We start from the raw sequence: 7,032 nt of genomic DNA on the forward strand, positions 1-7,032 counted from the left end.
GCAATTGGGCCACAAGCTTCGAAGCAAACTTCTCCAAGTCTTGTTGGAATACGAATTGGAGGTTGAGTACCGCCATATCCAGTCGAGCAACCACTCACTAGAATCATTTCGTTACCGTAATTGGCACCTCCCCCCCAAGCCCCGAGCCGGCGCACCAGCGGCGGCAGCAGGAGCAGGCGCGCCAACAGCTCCTGAAAGAGCACCAAGACCAGGATCATCGCCCCATGGGCCAGGGGAAAGGCGGGACTGGAGACGGTCCAGTCGAGGATCGAGGTCAGCTGGGGACCGGCGCCGAAGCGGGCGACCGAGGCCACCAGAGCCACCAACAGCGCCGCCACCATCCAGCCCGCTGCCACTCCCCGCAGCGCCGAGCGAGCCACCGTGGCGTTGGCCCAATGGCCCCGCAGCAGCCCGTCGAAGGCTGCCAGCTTGGAGCTCCAGCGTTCTCGGCAGAAAGACTCGCCGACGGACCAGGAGACCAGGGTCACCGCCGCCAGAGGCAGGAAGTAGAAGCAGAAGATTTGGGCAGCCCACACCCAGGTGATCTGACGCCGGGTGAAGAAGCCGGCGCCGAACCCTTGGGTGGCGCCGGGGGCCACCAGTACCAGACACAGGAGGCCGGCCCCGGCGCTGACGGCGAAGAGCCAGAGGCCGGTGCGCACGCCGATCTCGCCGGCGTGGTAGCGGCGCATGAAGAAGACCGCCACCACCAGCAACGCTACCAGCACCAGGGCGATATGGGCCACCTGCATCAGGCCGGCGGTCTGCAGCTCCGACTTGATGGCCGGCAGCTGCGGATCTTCGGACCAATGAGCGAAGCCCCGCAGCTCCTCTCCGGCGAAATACACCTCGATACCGTTCTCGGGACGGGCCTGCTCGGGACGGGCCTGCTCGGGACGGGCCGCCTCGCCTCCCTCCTTGGGAAAGTAGTACCGGAGAGTGACGTCGGTGCGCGACCCCAGCTCCTGGCTGCGCGCCTCCGGCTCGCCGAGGTCTGTGGGATCGAGGCCGTGCTGGAGCAGGAAGGCGGAGGCTCGGGATCGCAAAGTGGCAGGATCCGGAGCGCTGGCCTCCCCAGGCTCGGACTGGGACTGGGACTGGGACTCCTCCTCTGACCCGGGCTGGTGCTCCAGAGCAAGAGCCCGGCCGTCGAGGGTCAGCCGCGCCCGGTGGCTCCAATCCTTGGCGTAGGTCCCGGGAGGGTAGACCGTCACCTCCCAGGCCAGGACCTGATCCATCAGCAGCGGCTGCGGCAGATCCGCGGCAGCCTGGTGGTCAGCGGCAGCCCGAGGACCGGCGGCGAGATCCAGCTGCAGGCGGCGCTCGAGCTCCGGGCGGGCGGCGAGGTGCACCACGGTCCAGCTGCCGGCGGTGATGGGCGCTAGCTCTCGGAGCTGTTCCAGGGCGAGGGTCTCGGCCTCGCCGCGGGTGAGCTCCCAGGACTCGGGACTGAGAGGGAAGGCGAAGGGATAGAGGAGGTAGAGGGCGAAACCGGCGAGCAGCGCCGCCAGCGCCCACGACGCTGCGCCGCGAGCGCTCAGAGATCCAGAGCTCTTCATGGATCCACTTGCCATGGTCGCCTCCCCCCGCTATCTCAGAACGGCCCCTTCAAACGATGTGGCCAGGATGGTTCCTATGAGTTTACGACGGCCGTGGGAAGGGGTTGCGGGCACCGCTGCCCCCAAGCACGGTGGGCGGTTGTCCACCCCACACTCGAAGCCGTTCCAGCGAGCGGTAGGGTGGGCAACCGCCCACCATTTCGATGCACGAATTACAGGTCAGAGCGCGACCGCTCCTCAGGCCTCAGAGGTTGCCGATGATGGCGTCGGCGAACTGCGAGGTCTTGAGCAGGGTGGCGCCTTCCATCTGGCGCTCCAGGTCGTAGGTCACCCGCTTCTGGGTGATGGTTTCGGCGAGCCCCTGCTCCACTCGATCAGCGGCTTCGCCCCAACCCAGCCAGCGCAGCAACATGACGCCGGAAAGGATCAGCGAGCCGGGGTTGACCTTGTCCATGCCGGCGTATTTGGGCGCCGTGCCGTGGGTCGCCTCGAAGAGCGCCAGGCCATCCCCCTCGTTGCTGCCGGGGGCCATGCCCAGACCGCCCACCTGCGCCGCCAGGGCGTCGGAGATGTAATCGCCGTTGAGGTTGGTGGTGGCGATGACCTCGTACTCCGCCGGCCGCAGCAGCACCTGCTGGAACATGGCGTCGGCGATGCGATCCTTGATCATCACCTTGCCCTCCGGCGCCTTGCCGCCGTGGTTGTCCCAGACCTCCGCTTCGCTGATGGTGGTGTCCGGGAACTCTTCCTTGGCCAGCTCGTAGCCCCAATCCTTGAAGGCACCCTCGGTGAATTTCATGATGTTGCCCTTGTGCACCAGGGTGACGCTGCTGCGCCCCTGATCGAGGGCGTATTGCACCGCCTTGCGCACCAAGCGCTTGCTGCCGTAGGGGGATACGGGCTTGATGCCGATGCCGCTTTCCTCCCGCACCGACTTGCCCATGGTGTCGGTGAGGAAGCGGCGCACCTGCTCCGCCTCGTCGGTGCCAGAGCGGAACTCGATGCCCGAGTACACATCCTCCGTGTTCTCCCGGAAGATCACCATGTCGACCTTCTCCGGCTCCCGCACCGGCGACGGCACGCCGGGATAGTGGCGCACCGGACGGATGCAGGCGTAGAGATCGAGGAGCTGGCGCAGGGAAACGTTGAGGCTGCGGAAACCACCGCCGACAGGAGTCGTAAGAGGTCCTTTGATAGCCCCGCGGAAGTGGCGGATCGCTTCCACGGTATCGCCGGGCAGCCACTCACCGGTCTTCTCCTTCGCCTTCTCGCCGGCGAAGATCTCGAACCAGGCGATGGACTTGCCGCTGTAGGACTTGTCGACGGCGGCGTCCAGGACCCGGCGGGTGGCGTCCCAGATGTCCGGACCGATGCCGTCGCCCTCGATGAAGGGCACGATGGGGCGATCCGGTATGGTGAGGGTTCCGTTCTGCCAGGAGATCTCCTGGCCGTCCGCGGGCGGGGTCATGGCATTGAAAGTCTTCGACACGGCGGCATCCTCCTTGAAGCTAAACCTCCCGCCTCGAACCAGGGCAGAAGACGACGAATTCGTGGTGGGTTCGCAGCCCGAGACCAGGCACTGCGCGGGGCGACCATACCACAGGCGGGAAGCTCCACCACCATCCAGCCGGCCTCCCCGGAAGCCGATATGATCCATCCGTCCATCCCACTCATCGAGGAAAGCAAAGCATGAAGATCCCGTCCCGAAAAGCCCCATCCCGGAGGACGCCATCCCGAAGGACCCCGTCCCGAAGCGGCCAGGTCCGCCCCTCCGCCCCCATCGGCGTGTCCCTGCTCTGCGCTGTCGTCTGCCTGATAGCGTCATCCGCCGCCGCGGAGACCGTAGATTGGGACATGGTCAATCGCATCCGGGACGAGGGTTTCCACCGCTCTCAGGTGATGAAGACCCTCTCCCACCTCACCGAGGTCATCGGCCCGCGGCTCACCGGCTCCCCCCAAATGACCGAGTCCAATGAGTGGACCCGCCAGCAGCTGGAGGATTGGGGTCTGGAGAACGCCCACCTGGAGCCCTTCGAGTTCGGCCGCGGCTGGAGCTTCAGCCATGCCGCCCTGCACATGGTGGAGCCCCAACAGGTGCCGCTGCCGGCCATCCCCCTGGCCTGGACCCGCGGCACCGAAGGAGAGGTGCGCGGAGAGGTGATGGTAGTGGAGCTGGAGTCGGAGAAGGACTTCGAGCAGTACCGCGGCAAGCTCGAGGGCAAGATCCTGCTCTTTCAGGAGAAGGAACGCCCACGGCCCCCGGGCCGCCCGGCCCCCGACGAGATCCCCCGGCGCCTCGGTCCGGAAGGCTTCGAGGTTCTGAGCACCTTCCCCATTCCCGACGACGAAGCCGGCTCCTGGCGCTCCCGCATCCACAAGCGGCGTCAAGCCCGGGAAAAGGTCCGCGAGTTCCTCCTCGAGGAGAAGGCCCTGGCCACCCTGCACAAGAGCTCGCGCAAAAATGGCATCTTGCGGGTCGGAGGCGGCGGGTCCCGGGAAGCCGGTGACCCCGAGCCCATCACCGGCCTGGTGATCTCCGCGGAGAATTTTCAGCGCCTGGAACGGCTCCTCGACGAGGACCGGACCGTCGAGCTGGCGCTGCGGGTGGACGCCCGATTCCACGACGCCCCGGAGGCCTTCAACACCGTCGCCGAGATCCCCGGCAGCGGCGCCGGGGGAGAGATCGTCATGACCGGAGCCCACCTGGACTCCTGGCATGCCGGTACCGGCGCCACCGACAACGCCGCCGGCGTGGCGGTGATGATGGAGGCCGTGCGCATCCTCCAGGCCCTCGAGGTCGAGCCCAAGCGCACCATCCGCATCGCCTTGTGGAGCGGTGAGGAGCAGGGGCTCTTGGGCTCCCGCGCCTACGTCAAAGAGCACTTCGCCAGCCGGCCCGAAGCGGAGGAGGGAGAGAATCCCTTCATCGACCGCTGGCCCCTGACCCTCGAGGCGGACCACGAGAAATTCTCCGCCTACTTCAATCTGGACAACGGCGGCGGCCGGGTGCGCGGCATCTACACCCAGGAGAATCTCGCCGTCCGCCCCATCTTCGAGGCCTGGCTGGCCCCCTTCGAGGATCTAGGGGCCGACACGGTAGTGACCCGCGGCACCAGCGGCACCGACCATCAGGCCTTCGACCGCGTAGGCCTTCCGGGCTTCCAGATGATCCAGGATCCCCTGGACTACTTCCCCAAGACCCATCACAGCAATCTCGACGTGCTGGACCTGGTGGAGCCGGAGGATCTCAAGGTCTCCTCCGTGGTCCTCGCCTCGCTGCTCTACCACGCCGCCATGCGCGACGAGCTGCTGCCCCGGAAGCCCCTGCCTCGGGAGCCGGAGGCATCCGAGGAGGCGGAGGAGCCGGAGGAGGGCGAAGGAGAGATGGAGACCTCCAGCGGCGAATCCGAGGGGTAAACAAAGAGCCACCCCAGCCCCGGAGCCGGCTAGAAGCCGGCGCTCCCAGGGTGCTTGGATCGGGTGGGGGTGTCGTCCCCCAGGGACGATATGTAGTAGCGAGGGGTTTCGAACCCCTCGCGGAGGCGGCTGAACGAATGCTGCCGAAGTGATCACGGCCGGCAAGTTTCAGGTCACCAAACCATCCAAGCCGGCAAGAGTCTTGCTAGGAGGTAAGGAGTACGCGCCGCTCTGAGAGCTGCAACCATCAGAAAGGACCAAGCTTCGACCACCATGCGAACCTTGCTGCTGACCCTCGCCGCCCTCTCCCTCGGAATCTTCCTCGGCCTCGGCGCCGCCTCCCAGGATGCGCCGATGGAGGCCGACCCGACCACCGGTCCGGTAGCCGGCTCGGGAGCCGGTCAGTCCTCCGCTGCTGCGGCCGCCGCGACCGTCGTCGGCCAGGCTCCCCGGCCGCCGCTGCCGGAGGGACTGGACTCCGGCGAGCGGCGGGATATCGAGATCTTCCGCAACGCCGCCGAGTCGGTGGTGTCGGTGACCAATATCGGCCTGCGCCGGGACTACTTCTCCCTCAACGTCTTCGAGATTCCCCAGGGCAGCGGCAGCGGCTTCCTGTGGGACGACCAGGGGCACGTGGTCACCAACTACCACGTCATCGAGGGAGGGCGGCGCTTCTCGGTGACCTTGGCGGATCAGAGCACCTGGGAGGCGCAGGTGGTGGGCACCGCACCGAATAAGGATTTGGCGGTGCTGCGCATCGACACCAGCGAGCGGCGCCTGCCGCCGCTGCCGGTGGGCCGCTCCACCGACCTGGTGGTGGGCCAGCGGGTGCTCGCCATCGGCAATCCCTTCGGTCTCGACCAGACCTTGACGGTGGGAGTGGTGAGCGCCCTGGGCCGCGAGCTGCGCTCCCCCGGCGGCCGGTTGATCCGCGACCTGATTCAGACCGACGCGGCCATCAACCCCGGCAACTCCGGTGGCCCGCTGCTCAACTCCAGTGGTCGGCTCATCGGCGTCAACACCGCCATCTTCAGCCCCAGCGGCGCCTCCGCGGGCATCGGCTTCGCGGTGCCGGTGGACACGGTGCGGCGGCTGGTGCCTCAGCTCATCGAGCACGGCCGGCCGATCCAGCCGGGCATCGGCATCGAGATCGTCGCCGATAGCACCGCCCGGCGGCTGGGCTTCACCGGCGTGCTGATCCAGCAGGTAGTGCGCGGCGGCCCCGCCCACCAAGCCGGGCTGCAGCCGGTGAGCACCGACCGCCGCGGCCGGCGGCTGCTGGGGGATCGCATCGTCGGCGTCGACGACCTCGAGATCAAGACCTCCGACGACCTGATCTACGCCTTCGAGCAAGCCGGGGTGGGAGCCCAAGTGGAGCTGACGGTGGAGAACGAGAGCGGCCAGCGCCAGGTGCAGATCGAGCTGGTAGCCTTATGATCTGGAGCAGAGCATGAGAGCTTCTTCCGCGAGACGAAGGTGGTCGTTCCGGCTGGGGTCCCTGGCCGGGATCCCCATCTACGTTCACCTGACCTTTTTCCTGATCATTCCCTACATCGCCTTCGTCGCCGGCGGAGCGGGCATCGCGCCGGTGGCCCAGGCGCTGCTGCTGGTCCTCGCCCTCTTCGGCTGCATCGTGCTCCACGAGCTCGGCCACGCCCTGACCGCGCGGCGCTACGGCATCAAGACCCGGGACATCATCCTGCTGCCCATCGGCGGCGTGGCACGGCTGGAGCGCATGCCCCGGGCGCCGCTCCAGGAGCTGTGGGTGGCCATCGCCGGGCCGCTGGTGAACGTGGTCATCGCCATCCTGCTCTACCTCTACCTGCGCGCCAGCGGCGGGCTGGCGAGCCTCGACCAGCTGCAGCCGGAGTCGCTGTCCTTCGCGGTCCAACTCTTCGCCGCCAATATCTTCATCGTCCTCTTCAACCTGCTGCCGGCCTTTCCCATGGACGGCGGCCGGATGCTCCGGGCGCTCCTCGCCACCCGGATGGAATACGCCAAGGCCACCCGCATCGCCGCCTCCATCGGCCAGCTGATGGCCTTCCTCTTCATCTTC

General features: G+C 67.3%; 5 protein-coding genes. 3 read left to right on the top strand and 2 right to left on the bottom strand.

The window, feature by feature from the left end:
- The coding region (locus SX243_24460; protein MDY7096140.1) for a hypothetical protein at window positions 1-1,574 on the bottom strand (1,574 nt) is incomplete at its 3' end.
- A gap of 229 nt (window positions 1,575-1,803) precedes the next feature.
- Window positions 1,804-3,027 carry an isocitrate dehydrogenase (NADP(+)) gene (gene icd, locus SX243_24465; protein MDY7096141.1) on the bottom strand — a complete coding sequence of 408 codons (1,224 nt, stop codon included), beginning with the start codon at window positions 3,025-3,027 and terminating at the stop codon, window positions 1,804-1,806.
- Window positions 3,028-3,413: 386 nt separating this feature from the next.
- On the opposite strand from icd, the gene SX243_24470 reads away from it, so the two are divergent.
- The 3 genes from SX243_24470 to SX243_24480 form a co-directional block, all read left to right on the top strand.
- Window positions 3,414-4,976, top strand: a complete 1,563-nt coding sequence (locus SX243_24470) for a M20/M25/M40 family metallo-hydrolase (protein ID MDY7096142.1) — start codon at window positions 3,414-3,416, stop codon at window positions 4,974-4,976.
- Between the two features lie 273 nt (window positions 4,977-5,249).
- Window positions 5,250-6,413, top strand: coding sequence for a trypsin-like peptidase domain-containing protein (locus SX243_24475; GenBank protein MDY7096143.1), 1,164 nt, complete (start codon window positions 5,250-5,252; stop codon window positions 6,411-6,413).
- A gap of 13 nt (window positions 6,414-6,426) precedes the next feature.
- On the top strand, window positions 6,427-7,032 hold a 606-nt coding region (locus SX243_24480), incomplete at its 3' end, for a site-2 protease family protein (GenBank protein MDY7096144.1).

It is taken from the genome of Acidobacteriota bacterium, assembly GCA_034211275.1.
Taxonomy (GTDB): Bacteria; Acidobacteriota; Thermoanaerobaculia; order Multivoradales; family JAHZIX01; genus JAGQSE01.

Bases quoted from the DNA above. Each gene is read 5' to 3' on its own strand.
- SX243_24475 (MDY7096143.1), top strand. From the start codon at position 5,250: ATGCGAACCTTGCTGCTGACCCTCGCCGCCCTCTCCCTCGGAATCTTC.
- icd (MDY7096141.1), bottom strand. From the start codon at position 3,027: ATGACCCCGCCCGCGGACGGCCAGGAGATCTCCTGGCAGAACGGAACC.
- SX243_24470 (MDY7096142.1), top strand. From the start codon at position 3,414: ATGGTCAATCGCATCCGGGACGAGGGTTTCCACCGCTCTCAGGTGATG.